General features: G+C 57.0%; 8 protein-coding genes and 1 CRISPR repeat array (1 of these 9 running past the window's edge). All 8 genes read right to left on the bottom strand.

Annotated features, from left to right (window positions below):
* Positions 1-9: 9 nt before the first annotated feature.
* Positions 10-948, bottom strand: a complete 939-nt coding sequence (locus tag ACTQY1_RS05975; RefSeq protein WP_022486613.1) for a dihydroorotate dehydrogenase — start codon at positions 946-948, stop codon at positions 10-12.
* On the bottom strand, positions 942-1709 hold the full coding sequence (locus tag ACTQY1_RS05970) for a dihydroorotate dehydrogenase electron transfer subunit (RefSeq protein WP_022486614.1): 768 nt from the start codon (positions 1707-1709) through the stop codon (positions 942-944). Before ACTQY1_RS05970 ends, ACTQY1_RS05975 begins: the two co-directional genes overlap by 7 nt.
* Positions 1710-1712: 3 nt before the next feature.
* Positions 1713-4919: a carbamoyl-phosphate synthase large subunit gene (gene carB / locus ACTQY1_RS05965; RefSeq protein ID WP_022486615.1), complete on the bottom strand. Its 3207-nt coding sequence runs from the start codon at positions 4917-4919 to the stop codon at positions 1713-1715.
* Between the two features lies 1 nt (position 4920).
* Complete coding sequence (gene carA, locus ACTQY1_RS05960) at positions 4921-5997, bottom strand: glutamine-hydrolyzing carbamoyl-phosphate synthase small subunit (RefSeq protein ID WP_154487292.1); 1077 nt, start codon at positions 5995-5997, stop codon at positions 4921-4923.
* Entirely contained in the window at positions 5985-7277 is a 1293-nt protein-coding gene (locus ACTQY1_RS05955) for a dihydroorotase (RefSeq protein ID WP_154487294.1), read from the bottom strand. The genes carA and ACTQY1_RS05955 overlap by 13 nt, the downstream gene beginning before the upstream one ends.
* Positions 7261-8217, bottom strand: a complete 957-nt coding sequence (locus tag ACTQY1_RS05950) for an aspartate carbamoyltransferase catalytic subunit (RefSeq protein WP_075580585.1) — start codon at positions 8215-8217, stop codon at positions 7261-7263. The genes ACTQY1_RS05955 and ACTQY1_RS05950 overlap by 17 nt, the downstream gene beginning before the upstream one ends.
* A gap of 228 nt (positions 8218-8445) precedes the next feature.
* Positions 8446-8640, bottom strand: coding sequence for a DUF3298 domain-containing protein (locus tag ACTQY1_RS05945; protein ID WP_441369172.1), 195 nt, complete (start codon positions 8638-8640; stop codon positions 8446-8448).
* A 90-nt stretch (positions 8641-8730) separates the two neighbouring features.
* Positions 8731-9024, bottom strand: coding sequence for a PdaC/SigV domain-containing protein (locus tag ACTQY1_RS05940; protein WP_441369171.1), 294 nt, complete (start codon positions 9022-9024; stop codon positions 8731-8733).
* A 2071-nt stretch (positions 9025-11095) separates the two neighbouring features.
* A CRISPR array of direct repeats spans positions 11096-13389; the repeat unit is 29 nt; unit sequence AGGATCATCCCCGCATGCGCGGGGTCCAC; it runs 908 nt beyond the window's last position.

The raw sequence follows: 13389 nt of genomic DNA, 5'->3' as shown, positions 1-13389 counted from the left end.
TTCCACTCCTCAGTTCCGTCCCGGCAGGGCCTGTCCCCGGAGTTCCTCCAGAGAAGCCGCCCCGCTGGCGTCCAGATAATCCTGGATCCCCTGGCTGATGGTTTCCGCCAGGCTGGGATCCGTAAAGCTGCAGGTGCCCACAGCCACTGCCGTGGCCCCAGCCAGGATGAATTCCACCGCATCCTGCCAGCAGCTGATACCCCCCATGCCGATAAGAGGCACCTTCACTGCCTGGGCCACCTGGTACACCATGCGCACGGCCACCGGGTGCACCGCCGGGCCCGAAAGGCCTCCCACGATGTTTCCCAGCACCGGCCGCTTCTTCTGGATGTCGATCTTCATCCCCACCAATGTATTAATGAGGGAAATGGCGTCGGTGCCGGCGGCTTCCACCGCCCGGGCAATTTCCGTAATGTCCGTCACATTGGGAGACAGCTTGGTGATCACCGGCTTATGGGTATGGGACTTGGCCGCCTGCACCACTTCTCCTGCCGCATGGCAGTCGGTACCGAAAGCCAGGCCTCCCTGGGCCACGTTGGGACAGGAAATGTTCAGCTCGATGGCGTCCACTCCGTCCACATCCAGCAATTCCGCCAGGGTGCCGTAGTCTTCCGCACTGTCCCCGTCGATGTTCACGATCACCGGGGTATTGGTTACCTGCCGGAGATGGGGCAGGGTTTCCTTCAAAAAGTATTCCACTCCTGGGTTTTCCAGCCCCACACAGTTCAGCACTCCCGCCGGGGTTTCCACCAGCCGCTGGCCCTTGTTTCCGGGCCGGGGCTTCAGGGTGGTCCCCTTTACGGTAATGGCGCCGATATGGTCCAGGTTGAGAAAATCCGTAAATTCCAGACCGAACCCGAAAGTGCCGGAAGCAGTGGTCACCGGTGTCTTCATGATCACCCCCGCCAGGTTCACCTGCATCCGGGGATCTTCATAAGGCTTCACCATTCCACCACCTCCTGGCTCCAGAACACCGGGCCGTCCTTGCAGATCTTCATCCGCTTGCCGCCTTTTCCTTCGCAGGAGCAGGACAGACAGGCACCCAGGCCGCAGCCCATGTATTTTTCCAGGGATACCTGGCAGGGCACCCCGTACTGGTCCACCACTTCCACCACAGCCTTCATCATGGGGCTGGGGCCGCACACGTACACGCAGTCATACTGTCCCGTGGCCAGAAGCCCGGGCAGCACCGCGTTCACCGTGCCCTTCACCCCGTAGGATCCGTCATCGGTGGTTTCATACTGTTTGGCGGTTTTGTCCTTGAACAGGTCCGCCCAGAACACTTCCGCTTTGGTCCGGCCCCCTACGATCACTTCCATTTTGTGATCCGGGTCCGCCTGGGCCAAAAAGTGGAGAGGGGCCAGGCCCATGCCGCCGCCCACCAGGAGACCCCGTTTGGCCCCCAGATGGAACCCGTGGCCCAGGGGCCCCACCACACTGATGGGGTCCCCGGCCTCCATGGCATCCATAAGTTCCGTGGTTTCTCCCACGATCCGGTACATCAGGGAAAAAGTCCCGGCCGCCCGGTCCACCCCGGCCACCCCGAAGGGCCGCCGGAGCAGGGGCTGATGGAGCTTGTTCACCCGTACCGTCACAAACTGTCCCGGCTGGGCCGCTGCCGCCACTTCCGGACAGCGGATTTCCATGAGCCGGATGTCCCCGGAAAGTTTCTCCTGCCGGACAATGGTTCCTTCCATATATACTGCCATGGCTTACTCCGTCTTCAGATCCTGGAGAGCCACCACGCTTACCACGTTCCGCCGGCGCATGGCACCCATGGCCTTGTACAGGGCCCGGGCGGTATCCAGGCTGGTCAGGCAGGGAATGGCGTGTTCCACCGTGGACCGGCGGATCTTGAAGCCGTCCCGGGTAGCGTCGGAACCGTGGGTCAAAGTATTGATCACCATGCAGATCCGGCCTTCCTTGATGTCATCCAGCAGGTTGGGGGTACCGGCGCTGGCCTTTTCCACCCGGCCCACATGGATGCCTTTTCCTTCCAGGAACTTGGCGGTACCGGCGGTAGCCACCAGTTCATAGCCCAGGTTTTCAAACCCTTCCGCAATGGGCACCACTTCTTCCTTGTCCTGGTCCGCTACGGTGATCAGGATGGCACCGCTCTTGGGGATGTGGGTGCCGGCGGCAATGCAGGCTTTGTACAGGGCTCTGGGGAACTGGGCATCGATGCACATGACTTCCCCGGTGGATTTCATTTCCGGCCCCAGGGTGATGTCCACGTCGGTCATCTTGTTGAAGGAGAACACCGGCGCTTTCACCGCATAGTAGTCCGGGAAGAGCTTCAGGCCCGGTTCCAGGCCCTGTTCCCGGATGGATACGCCCATGGCGCATTTGGTGGCTACATCCACCATGGAGATGCCCGTCACCTTGCTCAGGAAAGGCACTGTCCGGCTGGACCGGGGGTTTACTTCGATCACATACAGCTTGTCATCCCGGACAATGTACTGGATGTTGATCATCCCATGGACTTCCAGGCCCAGGGCCAGTTTGGTGGTGTAGTCGATGATCTGTTCGATTACGTGCTCGCTGAGGGTCCGGGGCGGGTACACCGCAATGGAGTCCCCGGAATGGACCCCGGCCCGTTCGATGTGTTCCATGATCCCGGGCATCAACACGTCCTTGCCGTCGCAGATGGCATCCACTTCCACTTCCGTACCCATCAGGTAGTGGTCCACCAGCACCGGGTGTTCGTGGGAAGCCTTTACGGCGTTGTTCATGTAGTATTTCAGTTCGTCGTCGTTGTAGACGATTTCCATGGCCCGGCCGCCCAATACATAGGAAGGACGTACCATTACAGGGTAGCCCACATCGTTGGCAGCCCGCAGAGCCCCGTCGATGTCAAACACCGTGTGGCCTTTCGGACGGGGAATCCCCACACTGGTCAGCAGTTCGTCGAACCGTTCCCGGTCTTCTGCCCGGTCGATGCTGTCTACGGAAGACCCCAGGATCTTCACCCCGCAGTCATGGAGCGGACCGGCCAGGTTGATGGCGGTCTGGCCCCCGAACTGGACAATGACCCCTTCCGGTTTTTCCCGGTCGATCACATTCAGCACGTCTTCCAGGGTCAAGGGTTCGAAATACAGCCGGTCAGCGGTATCGAAGTCCGTGGATACGGTTTCAGGGTTGTTGTTTACAATGATGGTTTCGTAGCCCAGATCCTTCAGAGCCCATACAGAGTGGACGGAGCAGTAGTCGAATTCCACCCCCTGGCCGATCCGGATGGGACCGGAGCCCAGTACCAGCACCTTCTTGTTGGGGGTGTCTTCCACTTCGTCTTCCACCCCGTAGGTGGAGTAGTAGTACGGAGTTTCCGCGTCGAATTCCGCGGCGCAGGTATCCACCATCTTGTAAACAGGGGTAATGCCCCATTCCTTCCGGATGGCACGGATTTCCAGACCGGTCTTCCCTACCAGTTTCCCGATGGTCACATCGGCAAAGCCCCGTTTCTTCACTTCCCGGAGAAGTTCCGGCGTCAGTTCTTCGCTCTTCAAACGCACTTCCAGTTCCACAATGTGGCGGATCTTCCGCAGGAAGAATTCGTCGATCTTGGTGATGGCATGGGCCTGGTCCACGGTCATCCCTCTCCGGAAGGCTTCGGCGATGGTAAAGAGCCGTTCGTCGTCCACTTTCCGGACCTTTTCAAAGACTTCCTGGTCCGTCAGCTTGTGGAGTTCCGGCATGTCCATATGAGTCAGGCCGATTTCCAGGCAGCGGACCGCCTTCAGCAGACCGGCTTCGATATTCCGTTCGATGGCCATCACTTCCCCGGTGGCCTTCATCTGGGTCCCCAGGGTGTGGTCCGCATTGACGAACTTGTCAAAGGGCCAGCGGGGGATCTTGATGACACAGTAGTCCAGGGTGGGTTCGAAGCAGGCGGAGGTTTTCTTGGTTACCGCGTTTTCGATTTCGTCCAGGGTATACCCGGCAGCGATCTTGGCGGCCACTTTGGCAATGGGATAGCCTGTTGCCTTGGAAGCCAGGGCAGAAGACCGGCTTACCCGGGGGTTCACTTCGATGACGATGTATTCTTCACTGTCCGGATTCAGGGCATACTGCACGTTGCAGGCCCCTTCCACCCCCAGTTCCCGGACGATGTCGATGGCGGCGGTCCGGAGCATCTGGACTTCCCGGTCAGTCAGGGTCTGGCAGGGAGCCACCACGATGGAGTCCCCGGTATGGACCCCCACCGGGTCGATGTTTTCCATGTTGCAGACGGTGATGCAGTTGTCTTCATGGTCCCGGACCACTTCATATTCGATTTCCTTCCAGCCGGCTACGGACCGTTCGATCAGGGCCTGACCGATCAGGGAGTACATGAGCCCTTTGGTGGTAATGTCATCCAGCTGATCCATGTTGTGGGCAATGCCGCCCCCGGTGCCCCCCAGGGTGTAGGCCGGCCGCACGATCAGAGGGAAGCCCACCTTCTTGGCAAATTCCTTGGCCGCATCCACGCTTTCCACAATGGTGCTCTGGGGAATGGGCTGGTGGAGTTTCTCCATGGTTTCTTTGAACAGTTCCCGGTCTTCCGCCTTCATGATGCTGGAGATCTGGGTGCCCAGGAGCTGCACATTGTATTTCTTCAGAATGCCTTTTTTGTCCAGTTCAATGGCCAGGTTCAGGCCGATCTGGCCCCCCAGGGTGGCCAGCAGGGAATCCGGCCGTTCCTTGGCGATGATGGCTTCCAGGAATTCCACATCCAGGGGTTCCACATACACCCGATCTGCAATGTGCACATCGGTCATGATAGTGGCCGGGTTGGAGTTCACCAGCACCACTTCCAGCCCTTCTTCCTTCAGGGCCCGGCAGGCCTGGGTGCCGGAATAGTCGAATTCAGCAGCCTGACCGATGATGATCGGGCCGGAACCGATGACCATGACTTTCTTTACATTCTCTTTTTTTGGCATATCAGTGCCCTCCCATCATTTTGATAAACCGGTCGAACAGATAAGCGTTGCCGCTGGGACCGGGGGATGCTTCCGGATGGTACTGCACTGTGAAGGTGGGATGGTTCAGATAGCGCAGGCCTTCGATGGTGTTGTCGTTCAGGGACCGGTTGATCACTTCCACCGGCAGTCCCTTCAGGGAATCCTCATCCACCATGAACCCATGGTTCTGGGAGGTGATGCAGATCTTGTGGTCCACCAGATCCCGGACCGGCTGGTTGATGCCCCGGTGGCCGAAAAGCATTTTCTTGGTCTTGGCCCCGTTGGCCAGCGCCATGACCTGATGCCCCATGCAGATGCCGAAAATGGGTTTCTTGCCGATCATCTTTTTGATGTTGTCGATTTCCACCGTCAGATCCGCCGGATCCCCAGGGCCGTTGCTCAGGAAAATCCCGTCCGGATCCATGGCCAGTACCTCTTCCGCCGGAGTTTCCGCCGGGAATACGGTCAGTTTGCAGCCTTTTTCCACCAGGCATTCCAGGATGTGCCGCTTCACCCCGTAGTCCATGACGGCTACGGAATATTTGGCGTCGTCCGGTCCCATGGTGTACACCTTTTTGGTGGTTACCTGGGCCACCTGGTCATGTTCTTCGGGAGTGGCCAAAAGAGCCTGGACTTCGTCGTCCGGAGTATCTGCCGGCACCAGCACCCCCTGAAGGGTCCCGTAGGACCGGATCCGCCGGGTCAGCGCCCGGGTATCCACACCGGCCAGCACCGGGATATCGTTCTTTTCCAGGAATTCCAGCACCGTGCCTTCATCCCGCCAGCTGGAGGGTTCGTCACACAGTTCGCTGACGATCAGCCCCTTGTAGCAGCAGCCGTCACTCTGGCAGAACAGGTCGTTGCAGCCGTAGTTCCCGATCAGGGGATAGGTGAAGATGACGATCTGCCCGCAGAAAGAGGGGTCCGTCAGGGTTTCCTGATACCCGGACATGCCGGTGGTGAACACCACTTCCCCCACTGCCTTATGGGTGCTGTACAAAGTTCCTTCATAGACGCTTCCGTCTTTCAATACCAACTTGCCTTTTACTTTTTGCATACTACACCGTCTTTCATCACAAACCGGCCATCGACCATGGTCGCCACTGCCATGCCTTTGCAGTGTTTTCCGTTGAAAGGAGTCACCTTGCCCCGGGTATAGAATTTTTCACTGTCCACCGTCCATTCCCGGTCCAGATCCAGGATGGTGATGTCCGCATTCCGGCCTACCTTCAGGCTGCCGGCGTCCAGATTCATGATCCGGGCCGGGCTGGTGCTCATTTTGTTGACGATTTCATTGATGGAGAATTCTCCCGTATGGTACAGCTCCGTCAGGATCACCCCTACGGAAGTCTCCAGGCCGCAGAACCCGTTGGGAGCATACCGGAATTCCACATCTTTTTCTTCCGGCGCATGAGGAGCATGGTCCGTTACGATGGCATCGATGGTGCCGTCCTTCAACCCCGCCCGCATGGCTTCCACATGATCCCGGCTCCGGAGAGGAGGAGAAACCCGGGTGGCCGTATTGTAACCGGCGCAGGCTTCATCGGTAAGGGTCAGGTGGTGGACCGTCACTTCGCAGGTGATGTTCACCCCTCGGGCCTTGGCCTTCCGGACAATGTCCACAGCCCCCTTGCTGGCAATGTGGGCAATGTGGATGTGGGCCCCGGTGTATTCCGCAATGGCCGCATCCCGGGCCACACAGATGTCTTCGGCGATGGAAGGGATGCCGGGCACACCCAGACGGGCGGAAACGGCCCCTTCGTGCATGAACCCTTCGTGGTTCATCTCTTCGTCGATGTCGTGGCAGATCAGGGGCTTGTCAAAAGCGCTCACATACTGGGCTGCCAGGTTCATTACATAGGCACTGGACACATAGTGGCCGTCATCAGAGAAGCCCATGACCCCGTGCTGGGCCATGTCCCCCATTTCAGACAGTTCCTTGCCTTTTTCCCCTTTGGTAATGGCCCCGATCACTTCCACATGGACGTACCCTTCCTTTTGGGCCCGTTCCTGGATGCCGCTGACCACAATGGAGCTGTCGATCACCGGTTTGGTGTTGGGCATGCAGGCCACCCGGGTGATGCCCCCGTGAGCCGCTGCCATAGTGCCGGTGACCAGATCTTCCTTGGCTTCCAGCCCCGGTTCCCGGAGATGGGTGTGCAGGTCGATGAACCCGGGAGCCACCACCAGGCCCGTAGCGTCGAACACTTCGTTCGCCGCTGCATCAATGTGAGGTGCCGCTTCCGCGATTTTCCCGTCTTCCACCAGAAGGTCCATCACCTGGTCCAGCTGCTGGCTGGGATCTACGATCCGTCCGTTCTTAATTAGCGTTTTCAACTGGCTTTCCTCCCATAATCGTCAAGAATAACACGGCCATCCGCACCGCGACCCCGTTGGTCACCTGTTCCCGGATCACAGCCTGGTCACTGTAGCCCGTATCCCAGGAGATTTCCAACCCCCGGTTCATGGGACCGGGATGCATCACCAGACAGTCCGGTTTGGCCAGTTTCATCCGTTCTTCGTTGACCCCGTAAATCCGGGCGTATTCCCGGGGAGTGGGGAACATGGCCTTGTCCTGGCGTTCCAGCTGGATCCGCAGCACATCCACCACATCCGCCCCTTCAATGGCGTCTTCCACCCGTTTGTGCACCGTGACCCCCAGTTCCTGGATGTCGTGAGGAATCAGGGTCATGGGACCGGCCACATGGACATCCGCTCCCAGCTTGGTCCAGGCCGCAATGTTGCTCCGGGCCACCCGGCTGTAAAGGATATCCCCGATAATGGCCATTTTCAGGCCCTTGAACTGTTTCCCATGTTCCAGGATGGTGAACATGTCCAGGAGACCCTGGGTGGGATGGGCATGGGCCCCGTCCCCGGCGTTGATCACAATGGGGGCTGCAATGTCCGCTGCGTACTTGGCTGCCCCTTCCACCGGGTGACGCATGACAATGGCATCACAGGCCATGGACTGCATGGTCAGGATGGTGTCCTTCAGGCATTCCCCTTTTTTCACACTGGAAGTGCCGGTGCTCAGGTTGATTACGTCCGCCCCCAGATACTTCCCGGCCAGCTCGAAAGAGCTGCGGGTACGGGTGCTGTTTTCATAGAACAGGTTCACAATGGATTTGCCCCGGAGAGACGGGAGCTTCTTGATGTCCCGTTTCATGACCTTCTTCATCTCCGCCGCCGTTCGCATGATCAGATCGTACTCTTCCACGGACAGGGAGGAAAGATCCAGGATATCCCGTCCGGACAGGCTGACTGCCGCCTTTGTCATGTTGTAGCCTCCTATAATAAACTGCAGGTTGAAAAAATAAGCCTTCTCGTCCTAAGACAAGAAGGCTTCTAATAACTGCTTCTGGATAAAAGTCCCTTTCTTAGTCTCACAGGACTAGGTTAAAAGGTGATTCTTTGAAGTTTTTTCTAGTGTAGCACGGGGGAAAAGAAAAGTCAAGGCGGGAGAAAAATCACACCCGGCCCCTCCGGGCCTGTCAAAAGTCAGACGTCAGTTTTTCCGGTTCAAGTAAGCAATGACCTTGGGCGACAGTTCCACCCGCAGGGTCCCCAGGGCGTAGCACCCCAGTTCATAGGGCCGGTAGATCAGGGCGATTTTTCCTCCGCCCTCCAGGAAATAATTGTCGCTGATCTTCAGCTTGTCCCACATGAAAGAATCATTGGCAAAGGTCTTGCTCAGCGGCACCGGCTCATTTCGGCTGTTGTAAATGGGCTGGGACAGGATCAGGCTCTTGTCCGCCGTACTGATCCGGACAAAATAAGGAAGAGGCAGCTTCTACCCTGTCACCTTGCTGTAAGTCAGCCCCCGGGTATTGGTGTACCCATGGGCCGCCCCCTGGCTGTACCGGAAATCCGCCAGCGTGAGAGAAAGCAGCGTCCCGTCCTCATACTGCACCTGGTAAGAAAACCTCCCCCGGGTGAATTTTCCGGCCGCATAATCATCCCGGAACCCGGCTATATATTGGTAGATATCCGAATTGATCCGGTCCTGGGCCTCCTGATTGCGGTCCACATACACAATGGGGTAGCTCATCTTGTAATTGGCCTCGTCCGCCACATGCTTCTCCACGCTGGCCTCCCCCATCCCCAAAGGCAAAGCCAGCAAACCCGCCAACACAATCCAAGTCAGAAATTTCCCACTCTTTTTCATGATCAATGCCCCCATTTCAGGATAAACACTCACATACCACTTCGTCCATACCATTATTCTACCATAATATATGCCAGTAGGACGGTGAAAAGCAGCCAGCCGCTTTTCAGTCTCACGCCTTTGCCACCGACAAAAATGCCGCCAGAGCCGTCCGTTCCCCCCCTGGACCCCGTCCATCCGATTGAAAAATGCCGTCTCCGCCGGACTGATGACAACAACGATATTCTCCGCCTAATCAACGACAACCTCCTCCAATCGGTCGAACAAACAACATCCGATCCCAACGCGGTAGGGGTGCGCCGCAGGCACACCCTTCCCGGCCTCCTGGCTGTTTTAATCCGACTGAGATTGGCGATTTTAACCCGACTTCAAGAAGTAACCTGGTTTCATAACCACTTAGCCACCTAACCATTCAATCACTTTTCACACCCTATAAACTGATATTGATTAAACCTGCAATTCCAAAATATATATAAATAGTTCCCGATTACTCTTTGAAGTACCAGCCGTTCATCCCCGCATACGCGGGGTACACGGATAACAACGATGTTTTCCTCCATGTGTATATCGTACACCTCAAAATCTCCAAAATTTGCGGTCAGAAAATAGGTTAACCTCAAAAATTGCAATTTTTAAGGCTTGATAACTATCTTTACATTCATATTATAATGGCATCGTCCATAAACAACAATACAGACGCAGATGTCTCCCTTGTCCCTTTCTCTCCGTTCCCGTAGGGGCGGCAGGCCCGGCCGCCCGCATTTGTAAGCACCTCCTCACGCTCAACGTCTCCCGTCTCACGCCAAAGGATGCCAGATGCCGGGCATCTGCCTTTGAACACAAAAAAACGGAGGCCGGGAAGGGCTCCCCTCCGGGAAGCCCCTACACCGTCTCCGTCGGACTGATGATAACAACGATATTCTCCGCCTGGTCAACGACAACCTCCTCCAATCGGTCGAACAAACAACATCCGATCCCAACGCCGTAGGGGTGCGCCGCAGGCACACCCTTCCCGGCCTCCTGGTTGTTTTTTATCCGACTGAGATTGGCGATTTTATCCCGGCTCTAAGAAGCAACCTGGTTTCATAGCCACTTAGCCACCTAACCACTCAATCACTTTTCACTCCCTATAAACTGGTATTGATTAAACCCGTAATTCCAAAATGTATATAAATCGTTCCCGATTATTCTTTGAAGTACCAGCTGTTCATCCCCGCATGCGCGGGGTCCACTTTGTCATGGGCATGTGGGCAGGCATGGCCCTGGGATCATCCCCGCATGCGCGGGGTCCACGAATAACAACGATGTTTTCCGCCAGGTGTATATCGTACACCTCAAAATCCCTAAAATTTGCGGTCAGAAAATAGGTTAACCTCAAAAATCGCAGTTTTTGAGGTTTGATAATTGTCTTTACATTCATATTATAATAGCATTGTCCATAAACAACAATACAGATGCAGATGTCCCCCTTGTCCCTTCCTCTCCGTTTCCGTAGGGGCGGCAGGCCCGGCCGCCCGCATTTGTAAGCACCGCCTCACGCTCAACGTCTCCCGTCTTACGCCAAAGGATGCCAGATGCCGGGCATCTGCCTTTGAACATAAAAAACGGAGGCCGGGAAGCCCCTACGCCGTCTCCGTCGGACTAATGACAACAACGATATTCTCCGCCTGGTCAACGTAATTGCAGGGTGTGGCCCACACAGGCCGCCTGCATTCTCCGGTCCAACGACAACCTCCTCCAATCGGTCGAACAAACAACATCCGACCTCAACGCTGTAGGGGTGCGCCGCAGGCACACCCTTCCCGGCCTCCTAGTTGTTTTAATCCGACTGAGATTGGCGTTTTTAACCCGACTTCAAGAAGTAACCTGGTTTCATAACCACTTAGCCACCTAACCACTCAATCACTTTTCACACCCTATAAACTGATATTGATTAAACCTGCAATTCCAAAATGTATAAAATAGTTCCCGATTGCTCTTTAAAGTACCAGCTGTTCATCCCCGCATACGCGGGGTACACGAGTTTTCTTTGTATCTCCCTTTCTTGTCTATAGGATCATCCCCGCATGCGCGGGGTCCACATTACAACGCACCGGAAGCATACACCAACGTAAGGATCATCCCCGCATGCGCGGGGTCTACGGGCTTGTAGTGTAATCTATTTCCTGTGTCGCAGGTTCATCCCCGCATGCGCGGGGTCCACATTTCATCCATCGCATCAAGCAGCAGTCCGGCGGGTTCATCCCCGCATACGCGGGGTCCACTTTTTGGAGCCGGTGTGCAGGACCTGGCCGCGGGGTTCATCCCCGCATACGCGGGGTCCACTTTTTGTCTAATCTGGCATTGGCTGCCGTAATGGGTTCATCCCCGCATACGCGGGGTCCACGGTCTGGTGATGCTTTTGCCGCGTCTGTACAGAGGTTCATCCCCGCATACGCGGGGTCCACGTAATCTGGGGTTCTGTACCGTTCATTACCCAGGGTTCATCCCCGCATACGCGGGGTCCACCAGACTGGACCGAGCAGGTGGCAAGCGGAACTAGGTTCATCCCCGCATACGCGGGGTCCACATGTCCTTAGGGTGCGGATGGGGGTGTGGTGAAGGTTCATCCCCGCATGCGCGGGGTCCACAGCTGGGCTTGTCTTGCTCCAGCCTGCCGTAAGGGATCATCCCCGCATGCGCGGGGTCCACTATCAGGCGGGGTCACCTTGGGGATAGGGATCAGGATCATCCCCGCATGCGCGGGGTCCACTCCCGGCACTCTATCATATCCGCCAGCGCCAGAGGATCATCCCCGCATGCGCGGGGTCCACGCCACCAGGGCGGTGCCCCGCTTATGGACGTTGGGATCATCCCCGCATGCGCGGGGTCCACTATTTGATTTTTGTTAAGTCCTAGCTTCTTTAGGGATCATCCCCGCATGCGCGGGGTCCACAACTGTCTCTGCTGGCGTTGAATGAAGGATTGGGGATCATCCCCGCATGCGCGGGGTCCACTGGCTGAACGTAGAATGATGGCGAAATCCGTTAGGATCATCCCCGCATGCGCGGGGTCCACTTGAGAATACTAACGGCCCGGACGTTATACCCAGGATCATCCCCGCATGCGCGGGGTCCACAGGGCAAGGGGGACCTGTGGGGCGGCTGTGAGGGGATCATCCCCGCATGCGCGGGGTCCACAAGCAGAGGAGGAAACAAAATGAAATTTATCGAGGATCATCCCCGCATGCGCGGGGTCCACACCGCTGATTGTGACACTGATCCTGATGCCGTAGGATCATCCCCGCATGCGCGGGGTCCACGTATCCAACTGGGGACATCATAGTCTGGGTTTAGGATCATCCCCGCATGCGCGGGGTCCACAGACTGGCGCAAATTGGAAACAGCCATTGACCAGGATCATCCCCGCATGCGCGGGGTCCACCGAATTCCTGGACAGTGTGGACCGACTGCTTGAGGATCATCCCCGCATGCGCGGGGTCCACGGATTTGTTCAATACGGTTTTTTCGGTTTTCTGGGATCATCCCCGCATGCGCGGGGTCCACGGAAGCGGTTTCATTTCTTCCGTTGCCTGTTCAGGATCATCCCCGCATGCGCGGGGTCCACCACACTGGGAGTGATATTTTTGTTGAAAGACAAGGATCATCCCCGCATGCGCGGGGTCCACCTTGTAGATGGGGTCGATGATTACCGCCATGTAGGATCATCCCCGCATGCGCGGGGTCCACGGAAGGCGCTCCACGTTAGGCAAGGGCAAGACAGGATCATCCCCGCATGCGCGGGGTCCACTTTTTTAAAATCTGGAAAACACTCATTATTTCAGGATCATCCCCGCATGCGCGGGGTCCACAGCTGGGACGGGTATACCGGGGATGCTGTCCTGGGATCATCCCCGCATGCGCGGGGTCCACCCAAGCTCTGGACTATCTTTTCCCCGAAGATAGGGATCATCCCCGCATGCGCGGGGTCCACCCTGTAGGCTATATCTTAGCGAACGAGGAGGAAGGATCATCCCCGCATGCGCGGGGTCCACTGGTGAAGCATATGGACACGCCTAGAAAAATGAGGATCATCCCCGCATGCGCGGGGTCCACCCACCTCATAAGAAGCAACTTGCGAAATGGTAAGGATCATCCCCGCATGCGCGGGGTCCACCCTCCTTTTACAGTTCAATTACCGCTAACACAGGGATCATCCCCGCATGCGCGGGGTCCACTGTGTATCGTGTGAATGGTTGCAATCTCAAGTAGGATCATCCCCGCATGCGCGGGGTCCACCTATCTG

This window comes from Acidaminococcus sp. HCP3S3_G9_1 (assembly GCF_052122455.1).
In the GTDB taxonomy this organism is placed as follows: Bacteria; Bacillota; Negativicutes; order Acidaminococcales; family Acidaminococcaceae; genus Acidaminococcus.
The sequence above is the reverse complement of the archived record's forward strand: the minus strand, read 5'-3'. Positions and strand labels throughout refer to the sequence as shown.

What these genes read in the sequence shown, in the direction of transcription:
- ACTQY1_RS05975 (WP_022486613.1), bottom strand. Translation starts at nt 948, where the DNA reads ATGGTGAAGCCTTATGAAGATCCCCGGATGCAGGTGAACCTGGCGGGG.
- ACTQY1_RS05970 (WP_022486614.1), bottom strand. Translation starts at nt 1,709, where the DNA reads ATGGCAGTATATATGGAAGGAACCATTGTCCGGCAGGAGAAACTTTCC.
- carB (WP_022486615.1), bottom strand. Translation starts at nt 4,919, where the DNA reads ATGCCAAAAAAAGAGAATGTAAAGAAAGTCATGGTCATCGGTTCCGGC.
- carA (WP_154487292.1), bottom strand. Translation starts at nt 5,997, where the DNA reads ATGCAAAAAGTAAAAGGCAAGTTGGTATTGAAAGACGGAAGCGTCTAT.
- ACTQY1_RS05950 (WP_075580585.1), bottom strand. Translation starts at nt 8,217, where the DNA reads ATGACAAAGGCGGCAGTCAGCCTGTCCGGACGGGATATCCTGGATCTT.